Here is a 21,269-nt window from a genome sequence, read left to right on the forward strand (position 1 = left end):
GAACTCCCCCTTGTAGCTCAGTCAGGAAGAGCCCGGGCGGCCCCGCACACTCTCCGTTCATGCGTGCGGGCAGGCCCGATGACTCCGGTTCGAGTCCGGACAAGGGGACGTGGCGCCCCGGCACGCGGAATTCCCCTGAACTCAGGGGCGCATAGCACCAGCACGACCGACCACGTGGAGAGGAGATCCGTATGAGCGGCACCAGCGGAAAAGGCGGGAGCGGAAGCGGCGAGAAGGGCACCACCAGGATGCTCATCGACTGGGAGTGGTTGTCCGCGCGGGAGTTGTACGCCAGTGAGCTGGCCTATCGGCGGCAGCAGGCGGGCCTGACGTTGCTGGAACTCGCGGGGCTGTGCATGTATGAACAGCAAGCCGTTCCTCGGACTTGCCCCGTTGGAGGCGGACGCGGTGAGCGTGCAGGAATACGCGGTCAGCGCCGTGCCGTACCTGCTCCAGACCCGCGCCTACGCCGAGGAACAGCTCCGCACCGCCCGCCCGCACAGCATCAAGCAGTTGAGCGCCCAGGTCGCCGCACGGCTGAAGCGGCAAGACCGTCTCACCGGCCCGAACCCCGTCCACTACCGCGCGCTGATCGACGAAGCCGTACTACGACGCAAAGCCCGCGACCCGCAGACGTGGACCGCCCAACTGGAACACCTGATCACGACCGCCCAGCAGCCCGATGTCTCCCTGCACGTCGTCCCGTTCGGCACCGGTCCGCACCACATCCGCAGCTGCCTGGAGCTGATCTTCTTCCAGGACGGCCACGTCGTGGCCTACACGCAGAGCAGTTGGAGCGGCCACCTCGTCGAGGAACCCGAAGACGTCGAACCGCTGCGCCTGGCCTACGACTTGCTCCGCGACAACGCCCTCACGCCCACCCAATCCGTGACCTTCCTCCGGGCCGCGCTGGAGGAGCACACCGTGATGGAACGCCTCACCGCGAGGTGACGGGAGAGAGCCCGCCGTGACCGTTCGGCGCGTGAGGGGGACCGTCCACCGAGTGGAGGGGACCGCTGGGCGAACGGCTGGGTGTGAGGCAGGTCACGTGGCCGAGATTCGTCCTAGCGTGAAGCGGGGGCCGGGAACGGCCCCTGGGCACCCGGCCGCAGGCCCGCGCGCCCTCGCCTACCGCTGCCTTCCTCGACGAGGAGGAACCCCGCAGATGAGCATCCCCGCCCCGACCTCAGCAGAAGCCACGCCGGCACCCGCACCCGCGTCCGCCGCCGCGGACACGATCGCCGACCCCGGACCGCTCGGGCTGGCCGGTTTCGCGTCCACCACGTTCGTGCTCAGCTCCTTCAACGCGCACCTCATCGACCAGAACCTGCTCACCGTGGTGCTGCCGCTCGCGCTGTTCTACGGCGGCCTGATACAACTCCTCGCCGGCATGTGGGAGTTCCGCAAGGGCAACACCTTCGGGGCGACCGCGTTCGCGTCGTACGGCGCGTTCTGGCTGTCGTACGCGGCCTACGTGAAGTTCGTGGTCGGCACGCTGCCGCCGGACACCGCGCACCAGGCCACCGGCCTGTACCTGCTGGTCTGGGCCGTGTTCACGGTCTACATGACGGCCGCCGCGCTGCGCACCAACGCGGCGCTGCTCGCGGTGTTCGTGGCGCTGTCCGCGACCTTCATCGTGCTGGCCGTCGGGGAGTTCGCGACGAGCGTCACCGTCACCAAGGTCGGCGGCTGGATCGGCCTGGTCACCGCGGTGTTCGCCTGGTACGCGTCGTTCGCCGTCGTCACCAACTCGACGTGGAAGCGCCCGGTGATCCCGCTCGGCCCGCTCACCGGAGCCGCGCTCGGCCGCCGGGGCGGACCGGTCGAGGAGCCGCACGCATGAGTGGCGAGACCCTCTCCAACCTCATGTCCGAGGACCGCCGGTTCCCCCCGCCGGCGGCCCTCGCCGCTGAGGCCAACGTCACCGCCGAGGCGTACGACCGGGCCGCCGCCGACGGCGAGGCGTTCTGGGCCGAGGCGGCCGGCCGGCTGGACTGGGCCGCGCCGTGGCGGCAGGTGCGCGACTGGAGCGACCCGCCGTTCGCCCGCTGGTTCGTCGGCGGCCGGCTCAACGCGGCCCACAACTGCGTCGATCGGCACGTCGAGGCCGGCAACGGCGGCCGGGTGGCGTTCCATTGGGAGGGCGAGCCGGGCGACACCCGCACCCTCACCTACGCCGACCTGAAGGATGAGGTCTGCCGGGCCGCCAACGCGCTTGAGGCGCTGGGCGTCCAGTCCGGCGACCGGATCGCGATCTACATGCCGATGATCCCCGAGACGGTCGTGGCGATGCTCGCCTGCGCCCGGATCGGCGCCCCGCACACCGTGGTCTTCGGCGGCTTCTCCGCCGACGCGCTGCGCGGCCGCATCCTCGACTGCGACGCCCACGTGGTGATCACCGCCGACGGCGGCTACCGCAAGGGCGCGCCGTCGGCGCTGAAGCCCGCGGTGGACGAGGCCGTGGCGCAGTGCCCGGACGTGCGCAACGTGCTGGTGGTGCGCAGGACCGGGCAGGACGTGGCCTGGACCGAGGACCGTGACGTGTGGTGGCACGACCTGGTCGACGCGCAGCCCGCGGAGCACACCCCGGAGGCGTTCGACGCCGAGCACCCGCTCTACATCATGTACACCTCCGGCACCACGGCCCGCCCCAAGGGCATCCTGCACACGACCGGCGGCTACCTCACCCAGGCCGCCTGGACGCACTGGGCGGTTTTCGACGTCAAGCCCGAGCGGGACGTCTACTGGACCGCCGCGGACATCGGCTGGGTCACCGGCCACTCGTACATCGTCTACGGCCCGCTCGCCAACGGCGTGACCTCGGTGCTGTACGAGGGGACCCCGGACACCCCGCACCAGGGCCGCTGGTGGGAGATCGTGCAGAAGTACGGCGTGACGATCCTGTACTGCGCGCCCACCGCGATCCGCACCTTCATGAAGTGGGGCGAGGAGATCCCGGCCCGCTTCGACCTGTCCTCGCTGCGGCTGCTCGGGTCGGTCGGCGAGCCGATCAACCCCGAGGCGTGGGTGTGGTACCGGCAGGCGATCGGCGGTGACCGCTGCCCGGTGGTCGACACCTGGTGGCAGACCGAGACCGGCGCGCAGATGATCAGCCCGCTGCCGGGGGTGAGCACGTGCAAGCCCGGCAGCGCGCTGCGGCCGCTGCCGGGGATCTCCGCGGAGGTCGTCGACGACGCGGGCCGGCCGGTGCCCAACGGCTCCGGCGGCTACCTGGTGCTCACCCAGCCGTGGCCGTCGATGCTGCGCACCATCTGGGGCGACGAGCAGCGGTACATCGAGACGTACTGGTCGCGCTTCCCCGGGTACTACTTCGCGGGCGACGGCGCGAAGAAGGACGAGGACGGCGACATCTGGCTGCTGGGCCGGGTGGACGACGTCATGAACGTCTCCGGGCACCGGATCTCCACCACGGAGGTCGAGTCCGCGCTCGTCTCGCACCCGTACGTCGCCGAGGCGGCCGTGGTCGGCGCCGCCGACGCGACTACCGGGCAGGGCATCGTGGCGTTCGTGATCCTGCGCGGCGCGGGCGAGCGGGCCGCCGCTGAGGCCCAAGGGGACGATCTGGCCAAGGAGTTGCGCTCCCACGTGGCCAAGGAGATCGGACCGATCGCCCGGCCCCGGCAACTCCTGGTGGTGGCCGAGCTGCCCAAGACCCGCTCGGGCAAGATCATGCGCCGCCTGCTGCGGGACATCGCGGAGAACCGCGCGCTGGGCGACGTCACCACGCTCACCGACTCCACCGTGATGGACGCGATCAGGGAGGGCCTGCCGGGCGGAGCCTCCGGCGGGGGAGACGAGGAGTAGCCCGCCCACCCGTCGCGCGGCGCGGTACGACCCGAGGGGGGCCGTACCGCGCCGCCGTCCGTCCCGGCCGCCGGCGCTACGGTGAGCGGGTGACGGACAGCGAGCGGCGAGCGGCCGAGAACGCGCGACCCGAGCGGCATCCGGAGCAGGGGCCGGCGGAGGGGCCGGAACGGCGGCCCGAACGGCAGTCCGAACGGCCCAGGCAGGCACCGGAGTTCGCGGACGGCCGCGCGTACGACCGTACGGACGGCTGCCCTTACGACGCGGTGCTCTGCGACTTCGACGGCGTCGTCCACCTGTGGGCGCCCGACGCGATGTCCTCGCTCGACCGCGCCCGTGGCCTGCCCGAAGGGACAATGGCCGGGGCCGCGTTCCGGCCCGCGCTGCTCGAACTCGCGATCACCGGCGCGATCACCGACGAGGAGTGGCGGGTGCGCGTCGCCGCCGACCTGGCCGCCGTCTGCGGTTCCACCGCCGCCACCGCGATGGTCGCGCAGTGGACCGCCGGTACCGGCCGCCTCGACCCCGAGGTGCTGGCGCTGCTCGCCGCCGTACGCAGCCGGGTCCCGGTGGTGCTGGTCTCCAACGCCACCACCCGGTTCGAGTCGTACCTGGCCGCCATCGGCCTCGCCGACGCCTTCGACGCCGTGCTCAACACCGCCCGGTTCGGCGCCGCCAAGCCCGATCCCCGGGTCTACGCCGCCGCTGCCGCGCTGGCCGGCGCCGACCCGCGCCGCTGCCTGTTCGTCGACGACACCGCCGGACACGTCGCCGCCGCCGAGGCCGCCGGGATGGCCGGCCTGCACTACACGGGCGTCGACGGACTGCGCGCGGCGCTGCGCGCGACGGCCGCTCCCCGCTGACCGCCGACGCGACCCCGCCGAGCAGCGGTCGGACGTAATCCCAACTGCGTTCGGGAGAAAGCGTGTTGATGCTGTGCATATGAGTCGTGGCGAACGCCTGACAAGGATGCACCCTGTGTGAGCACAATGCTCGTATGAGTAGCGAGGAACAGGTCGAGCCGGACGGTCTGGTGATGCGGGTGCGACCGGTCGACCATCCGGTGGCGGCCGCGGAGGAAGCGGACGCGGCGGACGCCGCGCGCCGTTACGCGCACTACATCATCCGCGGCCCGGTGTTCGGGCTGGCCGCGCACACCCCGGGCGAGACCGGCTGGCGGATGGTGGAGCCGGCGGTGGAGGGCTTCCCGCAGGCGTCCCGCGACGCGCTCAACTCGTATCTGTGGCTGAAGGCCAAGGACGACACCGACGACCCCGTGGTGCGCCGCGAACTGCTCGCCGCGGTCGCCAGGTTGGAGCAGGAGCCGCTCGACGAGCTGACCGTGTGCGGGGTGCGCTACCGGGTGGTGCGCGCCGAGGAGTACGTCTACAGCAACGAGGACGGCCTGGAACCGCCGCGCCCCGCCGACCGGGACGCCCTGGTGCTCGACTGGGACGGTTCGCCCGACGAGCCGGGGGTGGACCAGGACTTCGTGATGGACCACTCCGCGGTCACCGGGGTGGTGGCGGGCTCCGAGCGGCTGGCGCTGCGCGAACTGCACTACCGCAGCGAGCGCTACCCGGCCGACGTCCGCGCCGACTCCCGCCGGGCGCTGGAAACCCACCCCGGCACCGTGGTGTTGCCGGCCGCCTTCCGGGTGGTGGAGCGCACCGAGGACGGCTGGGAGCCCTTCTCCATGATCGTGGCCACCCCGCACGCGGCCCGCCGCACCCTGGTGACGGCGCTCACCGAGATGTGGCCGCGGATGCGCAAGCTCACCCCGCAGGAGAAGGCGGAGTACGACCGGGTCGCCGCGCGGTTCCAGGCCGCCGGCCGCGCCAACGAACTGTCCGTCCACGACCGGCGGTTCTTCGTGGTCCGGGTCGGCCGCATGGTCCGGTTCGGCCTCGACGGCCCCGAACCGCCCCGCCCCTCCGACATCGACCCCTACGGCCCGTCGAAGATCCGCCCGACGATGGACGAGCACGGCACCATCACCTACAGCGAGGAGTAGCCGCTACGGCGGGGAGCAGCCGCCACGGCAGCGGCAGCCGTGGCCCGCGCTGGAGGCGGCTGCGCCCGGCGGGAGGCCACCACGGGCGCAGCCGCCGGTCACAGGGGCAGTACGGCCAGCGGCGCGGAGGTGGGCGCGGGGGAGCCGCCGTGCGGTTCCGCGGTCACCCCGACCGCGTCGGCGCCGTCCGTCCGCCCCTTGAGCAGGGCCGACCCGGACGCGGTGGCGGAGTCCACCAGGCCCGCGGGCACCATGGTGCCGTTCCTGCTGAACCACAGTTCGTAGACCCGCGAGCCCGGCAGCTTCGGCAGGTCGCGGTAGACCAGCGCGGCCTGCCCGGCCCGCGCCGAGGACACCACGGTCGCGGTGCCGCCGCCCTTGAGCCCCTGGGTGTGGAAGGACGCGTCGGGCGCGGTGAGCAGCGTGCTGAGCTGATCCGCCTGGTGTTCGGCCCGCGCGGTGCGGTCGCGCTGCCGGTCGGCGGTGTGCTCGGCCTGGATCGCTATGCCCGCGGAGGCGATCGCGCCGGCCAGGCACGCGGCGAGCGCGTAGTACGGCAGCCGGCGGCGCCAGTTGCGCCGGAGGGACCGCTGCGTAGCCGACGGCTCCGGCGGCAGCTGGCGCACCTCGGGCAGTGCGGCCAGCACCCGGCCGCGCATCCCCACCGGCGGCACCTCGGCCACCGCGAGGGCCAACCGGGCCGCGGTCTCGCGCAGTTCGCGCACCTCCTGGTCGCACGCCTCGCACCGGGTCAGGTGCCTGCGGAAGTCCCGCGCCTCCCGGTCCTCCAGCGCGCCGACCGCGTACGCGCCGGTCAGCGTGTGCAGGTCGACTTCGGTCACGACGCCACCCCCAAGCAGTCGCGGAGCCGGATCAGTCCGTCCCGCAGTCGGGTCTTGACCGTGCCCAGGGCCACCCCGAGCACTTCCGCGGTCTCCTGATAGGTGTAGCCGCGGTAGTAGGCGAGGGTCACCGACTCGTGCTGGAGTTCGGTGAGCCGTTCCAGGCAGCGCCTGACCTGCTCGCGCTCCAGCCGCCGCTCCACCTGCTCGGTGACCTCGTCGAAGGCGCGCACCCGGTCGCGCAGCCCGGCCTTGTGCTCCCGGTCGGCGGCCGCCTGCGCCGACCGCACCCGGTCCACGGCGCGGCGGTGCGCCATCGTCATGATCCACGCCATCGCGCTGCCCTGCTGCGGGTCGAACCTGGCCGCGCACCGCCAGACCTCGATGAGGACCTCCTGCGCGACCTCCTCCGACTGGGCCGAGTCGCGCACCACCCGGCGGACCAGGCCGAGCACGGCGCCGGCGACCGCCGTGTAGAGGTGCTCGAACGCCTCCTGGTCGCCCCGGGAGACCCGGTCGAGCAACGCCTCCAGCACCCCGGAGCGGGGCGCGGGGGACTGGCCGTCACGTGCTGCCACGCGCATGGACACCTCCGGACTGTCATGCGGTCACCGGTCATTCGTCGCTGTCCGGCGCGCGGATTGGTCGCGAACCGGCGGGGATGCGGGCGCGGAGCCGTACGGGGGTACGGCCTCGTGTGCCCGGCCGGCCCTCGCGACGCTAACCCACCGCGATCCGGGCCGGGCCGGGTCCGCGGCGGGTCCCGGACGGCTCACCGGGTGTTTTCGCCTCCGCGCCGTCAGCCACCCGGCGGTGTCTTCACCCGTGGGGGTGGACCTGGCGCGGCTTTCGGGCAGTGGACCAATCCGCGCCGGTCGCAGCGGCGAACGTGTCGCAGAGCGCCCGTGGACCGAGCGGGTGCGAGGAGAGATGGGGCGTGATGGGCGTAGAGCGCATCGACACCCGACTGCTCGAAGAGCTGACCGAGCAGTCCCAGGACCTGAACAGCGACGCCGTACGCATCACCCAGGACGCGCTGGCCGACTTCGCGGAGGCCACCGGGCCGCAGCCGCGCCGCTGGTGGCGGCGCGGAAGCGCGGTCGCGGGCGCGGCCGGTGCCGCGGCGCTGCTGACGTCGGTGCGCGCCGCCGCCGCCACGTCGAGCAACGACGTCATGGCGCTGCAGACCGCCGCGTCGATCGAGAACCTGGCGATCAGCGTCTACCAGACCGCCGCGGGCCTGCCGTTCATCAAGGACGGCAACAAGACGATCGTGGCCTTCATCGCGAAGACCACCACGCAGCACCAGGCGCACGTGAAGGCGTTCAACGCCGCGGTCACCCAGGCCGGCGGCAAGCAGCAGACCGGCCCGGACCCGAAGTACGCGGCCGTGGTGAAGAAGACGCTGCCCACCATCAAGACCCCCGCCGACGTGGTGAAGCTCGCCATCACGCTGGAGGACGTGGCCGCGCAGACGTACACCAAGAACGTCAGCCAGGTCAGCAGCGCCGAACTGCGCAAGCTGTTCGCCTCGGTGGCGCCGGTGGAGGCCCAGCACCGCGCGACGCTGCTCGCCGTGCAGGCGCTGCTCGCCGACAACCTCGGCGACCTGGTCGCCATCCCGACCGACGTCGCCAAGCTCCCCGCGGCCATCGGCAGCGTCGGCTTCCCCAACGCCTTCTACCCGACCAAGAACGCCTCGCCGATCACTGAGGGGGCCGTGAAGTGACCACCGCACGCGACGGCTGGGACATGCCGATCAGCGAGGACCAGCTCGCCCGGCTCACCCGCGACATGGAGACCGCCCACCGCGACACCCTGCCCGCCATGCGGGCCAGTGCGGTGGACCTCGCCGAGGACATCCGCGGCAACCTCGGCAAGCAGGGCGCGCGGGAGGACGGGCCGAGCGACCCCGCCCGCCGCCGCTTCCTCTTCGGCGCCGGCGGTCTCGCGGCCGCGATGGCGCTGGCCGCCTGCTCCAGCAGCGACAAGCACGACTCCGCCGCCGCGCCCTCCGGGTCCGCCTCCGCTTCCGCGTCCGGCTCCTCCAAGAGCCAGTACACCGGTGACCTGAAGGTCGTCGCGCTCGCGGTGGCGCTGGAGAACCAGGCGGTCGGCGCGTACCAGGCGACGCTCAAGGCGGCCAAGGCCGGCAAGCTCGGTACGGTGCCGCCGGCCGTCGCCACCTTCGTGACCACCGCGATGGCGCAGCACGCCGACCACGCCAAGGCGTGGAACGCGGTGCTCACCGGCGCCGGCAAGCCGGCGATCACGAACGTGCCGCTGTCCAACCAGCCCGCCACGCTGGCGGCGCTGGGCAAGGCGAAGACGGTGACGGACGTCGCGAACCTGGCGCTCACGCTGGAGGACCAGGCCGCGCAGACGTACCTGTTCGCGACGTACAACGTGAGCGCGGCGGCGGGTATCGCCACCGCGGCGACCATCGCGCCGGTCGAGGCGATGCACGCGGCGATCCTCAACTTCGTGCTCGGCAAGTACCCGGTGCCGGACGACTTCCTGCCGACGGACAAGGCCGCCAGTCCCGCGCTTCTGACGGTCTGACCCGGCCGTTCGGAACGCCGCCCGGACGGTGCCCAGGGACCGGGTGGTCCGCCCACGCGCAAGGGGCGGGCCACCCCTACCGGGCGCCCTTCCGGGCCCGGCCCGGCCCACCCGCCTTCGCCGTCCCGCGCCGTCTCCGCCGTCCCCGTCCCCGCCGTCCCCGTTGTCCCCGCCCCCGTCCCCACCCGAGGCCCGACGTGACCGACTTCCGTATCCCCGCCCGGCGCGGCAAGGGCGCGGCCCTCGCCGTGGCCGCCGCGCTGCTCGTCCTGTCCGGCTGCTCCTCCTCGTCGTCCGGCTCCGGCGGGTCCTCCGCGAGTCCGTCGGCGGCCGGCGCGACGAAGATCACCATCAAGGACTTCGCCTTCCACCCGGCCACGCTGACCGTCCACCCCGGCGCGAAGGTCACCGTGACCAACGAGGACACCACCGCCCACACCGTGACGGCCGACACCGGAAAGCTCTTCGACACCGGCCACGTCGCTCCCGGGAAGACCACGACGTTCACCGCTCCGGGCAAGGCGGGGACGTACGCCTACATGTGCACGATCCACCAGTTCATGACCGGCACCCTCAAGGTGAGCTGAGGGCCGGCTCAAGAAGAGCCGAGGTCCGGCGAGTTGACCTCCGTAGGGCGCACGCCGATTGCGTCCACCGGGTGAAAACGGCCCGGGCCTCCACAGGTCCTCCGCGGACGTCGTGATCATGGAAACGTGCCGTCGCCGCCGCGCTGCTCCGCGGCCGCGCCGGCACCGACCGACGATCGACGACCGATGTGGAGGACCCCTCATGCAGATCCGCAAGCGCGCCGGCCTGCTCGCACTCGTCATGGGCGCCGCACTGCTGTCCGCCGTACCCGCACAGTCCGCCTCGGCGGTGACCCCGCCGCCGTGCAGCGGCGGCTCGATCTGCTTCTGGAGCGAGGACGGCTTCTCCGGGGCCACCTGGGAGTGGACCGCGGCCAGCGGCTACCGCGACATGCCGCCGCAGTTCCACGACCACGTCGGCTCCTTCGTCGCCGGCGTCAACGCCTGCTTCATCAACTGGCAGCCGGTCCAGAAGCGCCAGGTCCTCAACGGCGACTGGCGGGCCACCTACCTGGAGGACTTCGGCGGCCAGATCGACGGGGTCGGCCCCGGCTCCTGCTGACCGGCGGCCCTTCCGGGGTCCTTCGACCGTGCGCGCGGGTGCCTGGCACGGGCCCGCGCGCGGGCGTACGCCATACGTCGTGCTTTCCGCTGGGCCGTCGGGATGACGGGGCGAGGCGTAGCCTGGGCGTATTGCCGAGGTCATCGGAGGGCCGCGATGTTCAACTTCTTCGACGAGTTGTTCGCGCCGGGCCGCAAGCACACCGAGGACGAGCGCAACCGGCTGGAGCTGACCCGGGAGGACGAGGGCAGCAGCGACCCGGCGCGGGGGCCGATAGACCTCGCCTCGGGGACGGTCACCGTGCGGGTCCCGGACAAGGCGGCCGACGACGCCGACGACGCCGATGACAGCGATGACACCGATGTCCCGGACGATCGCGACATCCCGGACGATCCCGCCGCCTGACCGCCGCCTGACCGCCGCCTGGCTGCTGCCTCACCGCTGCCGGACCGCCCGATGTGGCCTTGGTCACATCGCACGGGTGCGGGGCGGGTGCCGGTGACACGATCGGTCGATGGGTGATGCCGGCGCCGAAACCGAGGGACGGCGCCCGCGGGCGCCGCGCGATCGTGACTTCCTGCTGCTGTGGAGCGGCCAGACGGTGAGCGAGGTGGGCTCGCAGGTCTCCGTGCTCGCGCTCCCGCTCGTCGCCGTGGTGCTGCTGAAGGCCACCGCGTTCCAGGTCGGCCTGCTGTCGGTCGCGCAGACCAGCGCGTACCTGCTGGTGGCGCTGCCGGCCGGCGCCGTGGTGGACCGGGTGGCCAAACGCCGGCTGATGATCGGCTGCGACCTCGCGCTGTGCGCCGTGATCGCGTCGGTGCCGCTCGGCCACGCCTTCGGAACGCTGACCCTCGCGCAGCTCTACGGGGTCGCGTTCGTCGCCGGCGTGCTGTCGGTGTTCTTCTCCATCGCCTACCAGAGTTACCTGCCGACGCTGCTGGAAGCTGATCAACTCATGTCCGGCAACGGCAAGTTGGCCGCGTCGCAGTCGGCCGCGCAGATCGCCGGCCCCGGTCTGGGCGCCGGGCTGGTCGCGCTGGTCGGCGCCGCGGGGGCGATGACCGCCGACGCGCTGTCGTTCGCGGTGTCGGCCGCGTCCTTGTCGGCGATCCGCGGCCGCGAGCCGCGCCGGCCGCGCGCGGCGGCGGGGACGCCCCGGCCCACGCTGCGCGCGCAGATCGGCGCCGGCCTCGCCCACGTGGCGCGCGACCCCGTGCTGCGCCACTCCCTGGCGTTCACCGGTACCGCCAACTTCTTCGTGATCATGGTGGAGACGCTCGGCCCGGTCTACCTGATCCGCACCCTGCACCTGGGCTCGTCGCTGGTCGGGCTGCTGCTGGCGCTGGGCGCGGTCGGCGGGGTGGCCGGCGGCGTCGCGGCGAAGGGCCTCGCGCGCAAGGTCGGCTCCGCGCGGGTGAGTTGGCTCGCGATGACCGTGATGTCGCTGCCCGGCCTGCTGATCCCGCTGACCGGGCGCGGCTGGCGGGTGCTGCTGTTCGGCGCCGGCTGGATCTCGTGGACCTTCTCCTCCACCGTTTCGAGCATCTCGCTGACCAGTTACCGCCAGGCCGCCTGCCCGCCCGACCTGCTCGGCCGGGTCAGCGCCGCCGCGCGCTGGATCAACTGGGGCACCCTCCCGCTCGGCGGCCTGGCCGGCGGCGCCCTCGCGACGTCGCTCGGCGTCCGGCCCACTTTGTGGCTCGCCGTGATCGGCGGCTGCTGCGCGGGCCTGTGGCTGTTCTTCTCCCCGCTGCGCGGCATGCGCGACCTCCCGCTGCCCGGCCCCACCGCCGTACTCCCCGCCGCCGGCGCCTAGTGCCGTGAAGGAGCGCCGTCCGCCCCAAGGGCGGGGCCCGTGGCGTCTGGTGCTCCCCCACGGCCCTCGCCCGAAGCGCCCTGGCGGCGGTCGTCCGGCGCTGCGTGCCGGCGGTGGATCGGAGGTTCCGGACGGGTGCCGAATCCCGTAAGGTCCCAGTCCTCTAACACGTTTGCCATACGAACGGGGTCGCATGGGTGACGGGGGAGCGCAGGCCGAGACGCCCGCGCAGAAGAAGGCGCGCGCCGAGAACCTGCGCGGTTGCGCGCAACGGGCGCGGAGCATCGCCGGATCGCTGGCCGCACTGCTGGACACGACGGTGACACAGGCCACCGCGAACCCGCCGATCTGGGCCGGGGCGTACGCGCAGACCACCACCGGCACGCTCGTGGACCGCCGGGCGAGCCTGCGCGCGATGGCGGAGGACCTGCTCAGGGACGCGGCGCGCTGGCAGACCGAGGCGGACCGGCTGGACGACGAGGCCGCCACCGACACCGCCAAGAAGGCCGCCGGAGGCCACAAGTGAGCTTCCACGGCTTCGACACCGCTCAGATACGCTCGATGGCCGCGCACATGAAGTCCGTCGGCCCCTCCGCCCGTACCCTGCACGGCAAGGTGGCGGGTCTGCTGCTGGAGGTCCAGGGGCTGATGGACGGCAAGCCGGCCACCACCAGCCCGCGACTGGAGCCGCTGCTCGGCCAGGTCTTCCCGCTGTTCTACTCCGGTCTGCCGGCGTCCCTGCAACCCGAACTCGACGACACCTCCGCGTCGATGGACCGCCGCTGCAAGCAACTCGACGCGGTGCAGACCCTGGAGAAGCAGGGCTACACCGTCGATCCGAGCCTGTACTTCGACGACGAGCCACCGCCGGACGAGCAGAAGATCAAGGACGCGCTGAAGTACTTCGACGACCACATCGGCGACTCCGGCGGCTTCCTGTGGTCCGACTCGGCCCAGGGCGGCAAGGAAGTCCTCGACGACTTCGCGAAGTTGTCGCCGGCCGAACTCGACGCCGTGATGTCCCGGATGTCGGACAGCCAACTGAAGAAGCTCAACGGCCAGTTGGGCGAGGGTTCGTCGTGGTGGGGCGCGGGGGACTCGGACGGCGCGGTGAAGGCCCGCTGGGAGAACATGCTGCAGAAGGAGTGCGGCCCGACCACGCTGGCCCGGATCGAGCCCGCGCTGTCGAACCTGAAGTGGCAGCCGGACACCACCGTGGACGGCGCGCACTACCAGGCCGTCGACGACCCGCTGTTCGGCCCGAACGGGCCCGACCTGATGAACGACCTGCGCCAGGGGCAGGACGGCGACTGCTGGTTCCTGTCCTCGCTGGCCGCGATCACCGAGCGGGACCCGAACTGGCCGCAGGAGCACATCAAGCAGAACGCCAACGGCACCTACACGGTGACCTTCTACCAGAAGGGCCCGCTGCCGGGGATGCCGCCCACACCGGTCGAGGTCACCGTCGACAACAAGCTCCCGGTGGATTCCAACGGCCACCCCGTCTACGCCGACACGCGCAGCGGTGCCACCTGGGTGGCGATCTACGGGAAGGCGTTCGCGCAGTACTCCGGCGGCTACAAGAAGATCGAGGGCGGCTGGGGCGACGTGGGCATGTCCGACCTGACCGGGCAGCCGGCCACCCGGCACAGCCCCGGCGACGTCTCCTTCGCCGACATCAGCACCAGGATCGGCAAGGGTGAGGCGGTCACCATCGGCACCAAGGGCGACGGCGACGTGCACGACGACCGGCTGGTGTCCGGGCACGAGTACTCGGTGGAGCGGGTCGACATGAACGCCCACCCGCCGACCATCACCCTCCTCAACCCCTGGGGCTCCGGCCAGTACGAAGGCACCAGGCAGATGCCCCAGGAGGTCACACTGACCGAGGACCAGTACCGCAAGAACCTGAACGAAGTGTCGTTCACGCCGTCAGGAGTATGAGCCGATGCCCCACACCTACCGCCTCGGCCGCCGGGCCCAGTTCCGCCGCGGCGACCTCGTCGTCGGCATCGTGCGCACCAGCGTCGATCCCGACGACCCCTGGGCCCGCCTCAACCTCCTCGACGAGGGCGCCAGGACCGGCGACGTCGTGGAGGTGCGGGTCGGCGACGAGGTGCCCGTCGGGCGGCACGTGCTGACCCTGGTCGAGGTGGTCCCCGGCACCCGGGACGGCCACGTCGCCTTCACCGTCGCCTGGCCGGAGGGGGAGAACGATGCGTCGGCCGAGTAGGCGGGGCCTGATGGCGGCCGTCGCCGGGCTGGTCGCGGTGTGCGTGGCCGCGGTGGTGGTGGCCGTGGTGCTGCACTCCCGGAAGAACTCCGACGACGACGCCGGCCGCACCCCGCCACCGCTCGGCGGCCACCCGGCCGACGTCCAACGCCTCCATGTCGTCGCGCAGGGCAACCCGTCCAGCCCGACCGGCTACGGCAAGCGGGCCGACGGCACCGAGGTGGAGCTCGGCGTGCAGAACACCGGCAAGCAGCCCGCGCCGGGCCGGGCGATCCTCATGATCCGGGACGGGAGCGACACCTCCGTCCCGGCCAAGGTCCAGGTGGTCAGGACCGGCCAGACCGTCACCGCGCTCGGCGTCGAGGTGAAGGTGCTCAAGATCTGGCAGATGCCGAACCCGGACCACAACGCCATCGACGTCCAGGTGGACCCGGCGGCGACCTGACCCCGGCCCGCGACGCGCGCCGGGGTCACTCCACCCGGTGCGCGTCGTAGCGCCAGAACGGCCGCACCGCGAGGGCCGCGACCACGACCAGGGCGATGCACAGCAGCGCGCTGCCGGACCAGGCGACGGTCAGCGTGGTCGTCGCGGCCATGGCGCCCGCGCGCAGGTCCCCCAGCCGCGGGCCGCCGGACACCACGACGGTGAAGACGCCCTGCATCCGGCCGCGCATCTCGTCGGGGGCGTGGGTCTGCAGGATCGTCTGCCGGTAGACGGCGCTGACCAGGTCGGCGGCGCCGGCCAGCGCGAGCAGCAGGACGGCCAGCCACAGGGTGCGGGCGAAACCGGCCAGCGCGATCGCGGCCGCCCAGCCGGCCACCGCGAAGGTGAGCGCGACGCCCTGGCGGCGGACCCGGCCGATCCACCCGCTGCACAGCCCGGCCAGCACCGAGCCGATCGCGACCGAGGAGTAGAGCAGGCCGATCCCGCCGTGGAAGCGGGCCGCGGCGGCCTGCGGGAACAGCGCGCTGGGCATCGCCAGCACCATCGCGGCGATGTCCGCCCCGAACGACATGAGCAGCACCGGGTTGCCGCCGATGAACCGCAGCCCGTCGAGCACGGCGAGCAGCCCGGAGCGGGCCATGGCGCCGGCCGGCTTGATCGGCGGCAGCCGGAACGTCGAGTACAGCGACATGGTGAACAGCACGGCGTCCGCGGCGTAGGCGTAGCCGAACCCGTGCGGGAGCGCGACGAGCACGCCGGCCGCGAGCGGGCCGAGCACCTGGCCGACGTTGCCGACGGTGAAGCTGAGCGTGTTGGCGGCGGGGACCAGGCCGGGCGGCACGATACGGGGGATGATCGCGCCGCGGGTCGAGGAGGAGATCGCGAAGCCGGCCCCCTGGACGGCGACCAGGGCGAGGACGAGGCCCACCGAGCCGACCCCCAGCAGCGTCTGGGCCAGCAGCGCGATCGTCACCGCCCACGTCACCAGCGACGACCACAGGCACAGCAGGCGGCGGTCGACCCGGTCCGCGACGGCGCCGCCGTACAGGCCGAAGACGACGATCGGCACGAAGCCGGCGAGCCCGGCCACGCCGACGTAGAACGACGAGTGCGACATCGCGTAGATCTGCACCGGGATGGCGACCTCGGTGATCATCGTGCCCACCAGTGAGGCGCCCTGCCCGATCAGCACGCGCCGGAAGGCCGGTACGGCGAGCGGGCGGGTGTCGACGGCGGCGCCGCGCAGCCGGTCCGCGATGCCGGTACGGGGTTCGGTCGGCCGATCGAGGACGGCGGTCGGCGGCCCGGCGCCCGAGGCCGGGCCGGCCGTCCCGCCCGCGGTGGCCACGCCTCCGGGCCCGTCCCCTGGGCCGCCCTCCGCTATGCAGCCCTCTCCCGCGCCGCCGTCCGCTGGGCCGACCTCCGCGGTGCGACTGCCCCCGGGCTCGCCGCCGCCGCGCCCCGAGCCCCCTTGCGCTGTGTCCATGACGTCACGCTGTCACGCGCACCTGCTGGCATACTTCCCATATTCTGCCTACTTGTGTCGCATAACAGCCGCGGCCCGACCGCCGCCACCCCGCTGCCGCCCGCCACCACCCTGCCGCCGACCGGCGCCCACGACCACGCCCCCGGCGAGGTGATCGGCCGCCACCGGCACGACTACCACCAGCTCATCTACGTCAGCACCGGGGTGCTCGCCGTGCAGACCGAGGCCGGCGCCTGGGTCGCCTCCGGGGACCGGGCGGTCTGGAACCCCGCGCACATCTGGCACGAGCACCGCGTCTACGGGCACAGCTCGGTACACACCGTCGGCTTCCCGGTGGCCGACCCGCCGCTGCCGGTCGAGGGGCCGACCATCCTGGCCGTCGACGGCCTGCTCCGTGAACTGCTCATCGCCTGCACCGAACCCGGCCTGCCGGAACCCGAGTCGCGACGGCTGCGGGCGGTGCTCGCCGACCGGCTGCGCCGCGCCCACATCCAGCCCCTCGCGCTGCCCACCGCGCGCGACCCCCGGCTGGCGCACGCCTGCCGGCTGGTGCTGGCCGACCTGGGCACGCCCCGCACCATGGCCGCGCTGGCCCGCCGCGTCGGCGTCGGCGAGCGGACCCTGACCCGGCTCTTCCGCGCCGAGTTCGGCATGACCTACCCGCAGTGGCGGACCAACACCCGGGTCTTCCACGCCATGATCCAGCTCGCCGAGGGAGCGTCCGTCACCGCGACCGCCCGCCGCTGCGGCTGGGCCACGACCAGCGCGTTCATCGACACCTTCGCTCGCACGATGGGGCAGACGCCCGGCGCCTACCGGTCGGCCGCGCACCTCAGAGCCGGCGCAGCGGCATGTTGAGCGCTTCCGCGGTGAAGCGCGGTTCACCCGAGGGCAGGGCCCGGGCCGGCCAGGAGACGGTGATGTCGCGGCTCTCGCCGGGCAGCACCCACAGGTAGTTGTCGCTGTAACGGGCGGGCAGGACCCGGGCGTCGCTGTGCGCGTCCCGCACGCCGAGCCGCAGCAGCGCGACCACGCTGCCACCGTCGTTGCGCACGGTGACCGTCGCCCCGTCGCGGCCCTTTCGGCGCACGGTGCCGCGCAGCCGGGCGGGTGCGAGGTCGCCCACCGCCCGGACGTCACCGGCCGCGCGGTAGCGCAGATAGGTGTTGTCGGAGACGCGGGAGCCGTGCCGGTCGGTGAGGGTCAGGCGCAGCAGGTGCGCGGCGGGCAGGGCGGCGGTGAACGGCACGGTGAACGCGGCCGCCGCCGAGGACGCGGGCACGTCCAGGGTCTGCTGCCGCGCCGCGCCCAGCGAGGCGCCGTGCAGGTCGACGAGCCGGGCGGTCACCGTCGCGCCGGTGAGGCCGGCGGCGGTCTGGTTGACCGCGTGCACCTGCCAGTCGGCCAGGCTCGCCTGGACGTGCAGCGGCTCGCACCCCTTGCGGGCGCCGTAGTAGCTGCCGTTGACGTCGAGGTCGTAGTCGTAGGTCTGCCAGACGGTGCTGTGGTGGGCCGGGTGCGACATCCACAGCAGCACGCCGGAGGCGTCGTCCCACATCTTCGCGTTGTACGCCTCGAAGATGGCGCGCATGCTCTCGTAGTTGACGAACTGCGCGCGGGCGCAGAAGTCGTCGAGGGTGTCCGAGGCGCCGAACCGGTCGTCGATCGCGGCGCGGTAGGTGTCCGGGTTCTGGCCGCCGCGGGTGCACCAGTCGTGGTGGTACCAGACGTCGCCGATCGGCCAGGACGGCTGGTCGGCGGCGAGGTTCCGCATGCTCTCGGCGACCGGCACGGTGGGGATGCCGATCTCGGAGTGGAAGCCGTAGCTGCCGATGGAGTAGGTGTCGCCGGAGAAGTACGCCGCCGGGTCGATCCAGGAGTACGGGCCGTGGCCGGTGACGATCCCCCCGGCGGAGTTGCCCTGGTAGAGGATGCCCGGGTGCAGCGAGGTGACGGCGGCCCGCAGCCCGGCGTCGACGGCGGCCGGCGGGTCGCTCTCGTTGGTGGCGCACCACACCGCCAGGCACGGGTGGTGGCGGTAGCGCAGGACGGTGTCGCGGCCGATGTCGAGGAAGGCCGGCACGCCCGCGTCCGGCGGGAAGATCGCGTCGCCCTCCCAGAAGTCGTTCCAGACCAGGATGCCGTTGCGGTCGCAGGCGGCGAAGAACTCCTCGCGGTTGCTGGAGCCGATCCAGTTGCGGATCATCGTGAAGTTCATGTCGCGGTGCATGCCGACGGCGTCGTCCATCCGGTCGGGCAGGACCCGGCGCAGCAGTTCGTCGAAGCCCCAGTTGCCGCCGCGGCACAGCACCCGCACCCCGTTGACGGAGATCTGCAGCTGGGTGCCGGTGTTGCTGACCGACTGCACGTCGGTCCAGCCGGCCCCGTCGTCGGAGACCTGCACGGTGAAGGTCAGGGCGTAGGCGGTCTCCCAGGTGACGACGACCTGGTCGAAGGCGGTGGACGCGCCCAGGTCGACCTGAATCCACTGGTCGTCGGAGTAGCCGGACGACCAGCGGGTGGTGGCGTCGCCGTCGACCGCGTTGGCCGGCAGGTCGTTGTCGTTGTCGCTGGAGGAGGCCGTCGCGGCCTTGTGCAGCGCCAGGTCGCTGCCGGGCGCGGCGCTGTCCAGCACCGACAGGGTCCACATCGAGGAGCCGAAGCCGGTGGCCCGCTTGCCGCACTGGATGCGTACGTAACGGGCCTGCTGCTTCGGCAGGTTGACGGTCTGCGGCGGGGAGTGGCCGTCGGAGCCGATCACGATGGGCTGCACGTAGTGGTAGTCGAACTGCCGCAGGCCGACCGGCACGGTGCGCCGGTCGGAGCCGCGGCCGTCGGCGGTGGCGGTCAGCACCAGGTCGTGCAGGGCGGGCTCGCCGTAGCCGTTCGGCCACCACAACCGCGGTTTGCGGATGCGCAGTTGGGGGTGGTCGGCCGGGCTGAAGGTGAGCTCGCGGCTCTCGCCCGCCGCGAGGGTGACGGAGCCGCTCACCCGCGCGCCGTGCAGCGTCGCGGTGACGGTCGAAGTCCGCGATGTGCTGCCGGCGTTGCGGACCGGGACGACCACGGTCACCTCGGCGGTGGCGAGTTCGGGCAGGTCGGGAGAGCCGGCCGGGGCGGGCAGGTCCGGCAGGGCGGTGTCCACCCGCGGGTCGCCGATCACGACGTCGCCGGTGGAGCGCAGCCGCACGTGGTTCCAGATGCCCGCCGCCCGGTCGCGCACCGCCGGCATCCAGTCCCAGCCGCTGATGGACAGGTACGTCGGGGAATCGGCCTGGGCGGCGACCGAGTTGAGGGTCGAGATGCCGGACGGACCCTTGTCGCCCGGGTTGCCGGGGTGGGGCATCGGGGCGATGCGGACGGCGATCACCTGCTCGGCGTCCTTCGCTCCTCCCTTCGCGCTTTCCTCCGCGCTCTCCTTCGCCCCCGCCTGCCGTCCGCCGCCGAGGGCGTCGGTCACGTCGAAGGCGGCGCGGGCGACCGGGTACGTCACCTCGCCCGCCTTGCGGCCGTTCAGCCACACCTCGGCCTGGTGGTTGACGCCGTCGAACTCCAGCCAGACGCGGCGGCCCTGCCCGGTGGCGAGCCCTGACGGCAGCCGGAACGATCGGCGGTACCACCAGTCGTGCCGGGACAGCGCCTCGGGCGCCCGCATGTTGTTGAAGCCGACGGTCGGCTCCGGCAGGTGGCCCTGCTCCACGAGTGCCGCGTGCACGGTGCCGGGTACGGTGGCCGGCAGCCAGCCGCTGACGTCCACGGCGGGGGCGGACAGCGCGGCGCCGTCGGTCGAGCCCGCCCAGTCGTCCATGGTGAGGGTCCAGCCGGACTCCAGCGGGACGGTGCCGTCGCCGGCGACGGTCAGCGCGGGGGGTTGGGCGGTGTGCCGGCCCCAGTCGGTCCAGCCGGTCGCGGACGGCCGGTGCGTGGTGCAACTGCCGTACACCTCGAAGCTGTTCAGGCCGACCGGGTTGGCGTTCGCCCGCTTCGTGGAGGTCATCCGTATCCAGCGGGCCGTCACCGGTTGCGGCAGCGTGATCGTCGTCCTGCCGCCCGTGCCGGTGGACGTCTCGTGCACCGTGCGCCACGAGGTTCCGTCGTCGGACACGTCCAGGGAGAACGCGACGGCGCAGCTCGACAGGGCCTCGAAGCCTGTCGTGTGCAGGAACGGGTTCACGCCCGGGTCGGGGGTGAAGCCGGGGTCGGAGCTGTCCGCTTCGAAGACGAGCACGACCGATTCGATGGTGCTGCGGGCTTGGAGGTCGACGGTGATCCACTGCGGGTCGCCGGCCGCGGCGCGCCAGCCGGAGCCGCGAACTCCGGTTTGCGCGAGGCCGTCCACCGCGAACGATGCGGGTGTGGGTGCCCAGTCGGTGGAGGAGGCGGTCACCGGGCGGTACTGGGCGAGGTTGGTGCTTTTGCCGGTGCCGGTGCCTGTGCCGGTGCCTGTGCTGGGTTCGGTGCTGGGTTCGGTGCCTGCCGCGTGGGCGGCTTCTGGCAGTGCCGTGGACAGCGCGAAGCCGGCGAGCAGCGTGGCGTTCGTACGGAGGAAGGTGCGGCGGGACGTGCCGGGGGTCTGCTCGGGCATCAGGGCTCCGGGGTGCGGGTGTGCGGTGTGGTGTGCGCGGGTGGTGCGTGGGGCGGGGTCGGGGGGTGCGGGTCGTCCGGCCCTGCGGCGTGGGGGTCCGAAATCGCATATTTACGGGCCTGGCGGCCCACAAATATGCGGCAGCATTTCGGACCCCCACCCCTCCGGGCCGTCCTCCGGCCCGGGGAGGGCTCACGCGAAAGGGCGCTTCTGGTGGGGGCGCTTCTGGTGGGGGGTGCTTCTGGTGGGGTGGGGTGGCTCACGGAAGGAGGTGCACCTAGGCGCGGGGAACTGCGCGGTCAGCCACAGGCG

Annotated in this window: 20 protein-coding genes and 1 tRNA gene; 17 read left to right on the top strand and 4 right to left on the bottom strand. The window is 72.8% G+C overall.

What is annotated here, in order from left to right; all coding sequences use genetic code 11:
* The first annotated feature begins 6 nt into the window (after positions 1-6).
* The 6 genes from OG896_RS21630 to OG896_RS21655 all read left to right on the top strand — a co-directional run bounded on the left by OG896_RS21630 (position 7) and on the right by OG896_RS21655 (position 5,839).
* Positions 7-108: transfer RNA gene (locus tag OG896_RS21630), tRNA-OTHER, on the top strand.
* 252 nt (positions 109-360) lie between these two features.
* Positions 361-951: a DUF5753 domain-containing protein gene (locus OG896_RS21635; protein WP_329367769.1), complete on the top strand. Its 591-nt coding sequence runs from the start codon at positions 361-363 to the stop codon at positions 949-951.
* 214 nt (positions 952-1,165) lie between these two features.
* Positions 1,166-1,843, top strand: coding sequence for an acetate uptake transporter (locus OG896_RS21640; RefSeq protein ID WP_329367771.1), 678 nt, complete (start codon positions 1,166-1,168; stop codon positions 1,841-1,843).
* A complete protein-coding gene (gene acs, locus OG896_RS21645) occupies positions 1,840-3,825 on the top strand; it encodes an acetate--CoA ligase (protein ID WP_329367773.1) in 1,986 nt (661 codons plus the stop codon). The genes OG896_RS21640 and acs overlap by 4 nt, the downstream gene beginning before the upstream one ends.
* Positions 3,826-3,914: 89 nt before the next feature.
* Positions 3,915-4,688: an HAD family hydrolase gene (locus OG896_RS21650; RefSeq protein WP_329367775.1), complete on the top strand. Its 774-nt coding sequence runs from the start codon at positions 3,915-3,917 to the stop codon at positions 4,686-4,688.
* 134 nt (positions 4,689-4,822) lie between these two features.
* The gene (locus OG896_RS21655; RefSeq protein WP_329367776.1) at positions 4,823-5,839 is read left to right on the top strand and encodes a DUF5954 family protein; all 1,017 of its coding nucleotides are present in this window, start codon (positions 4,823-4,825) and stop codon (positions 5,837-5,839) included.
* A gap of 98 nt (positions 5,840-5,937) precedes the next feature.
* On the opposite strand, the gene OG896_RS21660 is transcribed toward OG896_RS21655, so the two are convergent.
* Together OG896_RS21660 and sigK are read right to left on the bottom strand one after the other, a co-directional pair.
* A complete protein-coding gene (locus OG896_RS21660; protein ID WP_329367778.1) occupies positions 5,938-6,681 on the bottom strand; it encodes an anti-sigma factor in 744 nt (247 codons plus the stop codon).
* Positions 6,678-7,265 (bottom strand): ECF RNA polymerase sigma factor SigK, encoded by a 588-nt coding sequence (gene sigK, locus OG896_RS21665; RefSeq protein ID WP_328465671.1) that lies wholly within the window; start codon positions 7,263-7,265, stop codon positions 6,678-6,680. The genes OG896_RS21660 and sigK overlap by 4 nt, the downstream gene beginning before the upstream one ends.
* A gap of 356 nt (positions 7,266-7,621) precedes the next feature.
* On the opposite strand from sigK, the gene OG896_RS21670 reads away from it, so the two are divergent.
* The 10 genes from OG896_RS21670 to OG896_RS21715 all read left to right on the top strand — a co-directional run bounded on the left by OG896_RS21670 (position 7,622) and on the right by OG896_RS21715 (position 14,886).
* Positions 7,622-8,410, top strand: a complete 789-nt coding sequence (locus tag OG896_RS21670) for a ferritin-like domain-containing protein (protein ID WP_329374191.1) — start codon at positions 7,622-7,624, stop codon at positions 8,408-8,410.
* A complete protein-coding gene (locus OG896_RS21675) occupies positions 8,407-9,243 on the top strand; it encodes a ferritin-like domain-containing protein (RefSeq protein ID WP_329367781.1) in 837 nt (278 codons plus the stop codon). The genes OG896_RS21670 and OG896_RS21675 overlap by 4 nt, the downstream gene beginning before the upstream one ends.
* Before the next feature lie 197 nt (positions 9,244-9,440).
* Entirely contained in the window at positions 9,441-9,830 is a 390-nt protein-coding gene (locus OG896_RS21680; RefSeq protein WP_329367783.1) for a cupredoxin domain-containing protein, read from the top strand.
* Positions 9,831-10,032: 202 nt separating this feature from the next.
* Positions 10,033-10,392: a peptidase inhibitor family I36 protein gene (locus OG896_RS21685; RefSeq protein ID WP_329367785.1), complete on the top strand. Its 360-nt coding sequence runs from the start codon at positions 10,033-10,035 to the stop codon at positions 10,390-10,392.
* 156 nt (positions 10,393-10,548) lie between these two features.
* Positions 10,549-10,797, top strand: a complete 249-nt coding sequence (locus OG896_RS21690) for a DUF6191 domain-containing protein (RefSeq protein ID WP_329367787.1) — start codon at positions 10,549-10,551, stop codon at positions 10,795-10,797.
* Positions 10,798-10,906: 109 nt separating this feature from the next.
* Positions 10,907-12,208, top strand: coding sequence for an MFS transporter (locus OG896_RS21695; protein WP_329367789.1), 1,302 nt, complete (start codon positions 10,907-10,909; stop codon positions 12,206-12,208).
* Between the two features lie 193 nt (positions 12,209-12,401).
* Entirely contained in the window at positions 12,402-12,734 is a 333-nt protein-coding gene (locus OG896_RS21700; RefSeq protein ID WP_329367791.1) for a hypothetical protein, read from the top strand.
* A complete protein-coding gene (locus OG896_RS21705) occupies positions 12,731-14,152 on the top strand; it encodes a C2 family cysteine protease (RefSeq protein WP_329367792.1) in 1,422 nt (473 codons plus the stop codon). Before OG896_RS21700 ends, OG896_RS21705 begins: the two co-directional genes overlap by 4 nt.
* Positions 14,153-14,156: 4 nt before the next feature.
* Positions 14,157-14,441: a hypothetical protein gene (locus tag OG896_RS21710; RefSeq protein ID WP_329367794.1), complete on the top strand. Its 285-nt coding sequence runs from the start codon at positions 14,157-14,159 to the stop codon at positions 14,439-14,441.
* A 10-nt stretch (positions 14,442-14,451) separates the two neighbouring features.
* Entirely contained in the window at positions 14,452-14,886 is a 435-nt protein-coding gene (locus OG896_RS21715; protein ID WP_329367795.1) for a hypothetical protein, read from the top strand.
* 25 nt (positions 14,887-14,911) lie between these two features.
* Here the strand turns inward: OG896_RS21715 and OG896_RS21720 are convergent, their stop codons facing one another.
* A complete protein-coding gene (locus OG896_RS21720; protein WP_329367796.1) occupies positions 14,912-16,372 on the bottom strand; it encodes an MFS transporter in 1,461 nt (486 codons plus the stop codon).
* Positions 16,373-16,426: 54 nt separating this feature from the next.
* Here OG896_RS21720 and OG896_RS21725 point away from each other — a divergent pair, with 54 nt between their 5' ends.
* Entirely contained in the window at positions 16,427-17,230 is an 804-nt protein-coding gene (locus tag OG896_RS21725; protein WP_443057133.1) for an AraC family transcriptional regulator, read from the top strand.
* Here the strand turns inward: OG896_RS21725 and OG896_RS21730 are convergent.
* Positions 17,205-20,957 (bottom strand): discoidin domain-containing protein, encoded by a 3,753-nt coding sequence (locus tag OG896_RS21730; protein ID WP_329367798.1) that lies wholly within the window; start codon positions 20,955-20,957, stop codon positions 17,205-17,207. The genes OG896_RS21725 and OG896_RS21730 overlap by 26 nt on opposite strands.
* Between the last annotated feature and the right edge of the window lie 312 nt (positions 20,958-21,269).

Source organism: Streptomyces sp. NBC_00669 (assembly GCF_036226785.1).
GTDB lineage: Bacteria > Actinomycetota > Actinomycetes > Streptomycetales > Streptomycetaceae > Actinacidiphila.

Bases quoted from the DNA above. Each gene is read 5' to 3' on its own strand.
- OG896_RS21635 (WP_329367769.1), top strand. From the start codon at position 361: ATGAACAGCAAGCCGTTCCTCGGACTTGCCCCGTTGGAGGCGGACGCG.
- OG896_RS21640 (WP_329367771.1), top strand. From the start codon at position 1,166: ATGAGCATCCCCGCCCCGACCTCAGCAGAAGCCACGCCGGCACCCGCA.
- acs (WP_329367773.1), top strand. From the start codon at position 1,840: ATGAGTGGCGAGACCCTCTCCAACCTCATGTCCGAGGACCGCCGGTTC.
- OG896_RS21655 (WP_329367776.1), top strand. From the start codon at position 4,823: ATGAGTAGCGAGGAACAGGTCGAGCCGGACGGTCTGGTGATGCGGGTG.
- sigK (WP_328465671.1), bottom strand. From the start codon at position 7,265: ATGCGCGTGGCAGCACGTGACGGCCAGTCCCCCGCGCCCCGCTCCGGG.
- OG896_RS21670 (WP_329374191.1), top strand. From the start codon at position 7,622: ATGGGCGTAGAGCGCATCGACACCCGACTGCTCGAAGAGCTGACCGAG.
- OG896_RS21685 (WP_329367785.1), top strand. From the start codon at position 10,033: ATGCAGATCCGCAAGCGCGCCGGCCTGCTCGCACTCGTCATGGGCGCC.
- OG896_RS21690 (WP_329367787.1), top strand. From the start codon at position 10,549: ATGTTCAACTTCTTCGACGAGTTGTTCGCGCCGGGCCGCAAGCACACC.
- OG896_RS21695 (WP_329367789.1), top strand. From the start codon at position 10,907: ATGGGTGATGCCGGCGCCGAAACCGAGGGACGGCGCCCGCGGGCGCCG.
- OG896_RS21700 (WP_329367791.1), top strand. From the start codon at position 12,402: ATGGGTGACGGGGGAGCGCAGGCCGAGACGCCCGCGCAGAAGAAGGCG.
- OG896_RS21710 (WP_329367794.1), top strand. From the start codon at position 14,157: ATGCCCCACACCTACCGCCTCGGCCGCCGGGCCCAGTTCCGCCGCGGC.
- OG896_RS21715 (WP_329367795.1), top strand. From the start codon at position 14,452: ATGGCGGCCGTCGCCGGGCTGGTCGCGGTGTGCGTGGCCGCGGTGGTG.
- OG896_RS21720 (WP_329367796.1), bottom strand. From the start codon at position 16,372: ATGGACACAGCGCAAGGGGGCTCGGGGCGCGGCGGCGGCGAGCCCGGG.
- OG896_RS21730 (WP_329367798.1), bottom strand. From the start codon at position 20,957: ATGCCCGAGCAGACCCCCGGCACGTCCCGCCGCACCTTCCTCCGTACG.